The following is a 433-nucleotide window of genomic DNA, read 5'->3' as shown; positions in this document are numbered from 1 at the left end:
CCTGCGGCCGCCGCTTCCGTATCCTCACCGTCGTGGATGACTGCACCCGCGAGTGCCTGGCGCTGGTCGCCGATACCTCGCTCTCCGGCATCCGCGTGGCGCGGGAACTGGACCGGCTGGTGATCGAGCGCGGCAAGCCCAAGACGGTGGTCAGCGACATCGGCACCGAACTGACCAGCACCGCCATCCTGACCGGGGCGGATCAGAGGCGCGTCGCATGGCACTACATTGGGCCGGGCAAGCCCATGCAGAATGCCTTTATCGAGAGCTTCAACGGCCCGCTGCGGGATCAACTGAACGAGACGCTGTTCACGTCGCTGGCCCAGGCTCGCGTCGCACGCGGATGCTGGCGGGCCGATTACAACGATGCGCGACCACACTCGCAGGATGGAAAACGCCCTCCGAGTTCGCCTTCAGCTGTCACCCGCGCCGG

The 433-nt window shown here is 66.7% G+C and carries 1 pseudogene; it reads left to right on the top strand.

The window, feature by feature from the left end:
* Window positions 1-433 (top strand): annotated as a pseudogene (locus ACM43_RS09530) (integrase core domain-containing protein); the annotation flags it as partial.

The sequence above is a fragment of the Bradyrhizobium sp. CCBAU 45321 genome (assembly GCF_028128975.1).
In the GTDB taxonomy this organism is placed as follows: Bacteria; Pseudomonadota; Alphaproteobacteria; order Rhizobiales; family Xanthobacteraceae; genus Bradyrhizobium; species Bradyrhizobium yuanmingense.
The sequence above is the reverse complement of the archived record's forward strand: the minus strand, read 5'-3'. Positions and strand labels throughout refer to the sequence as shown.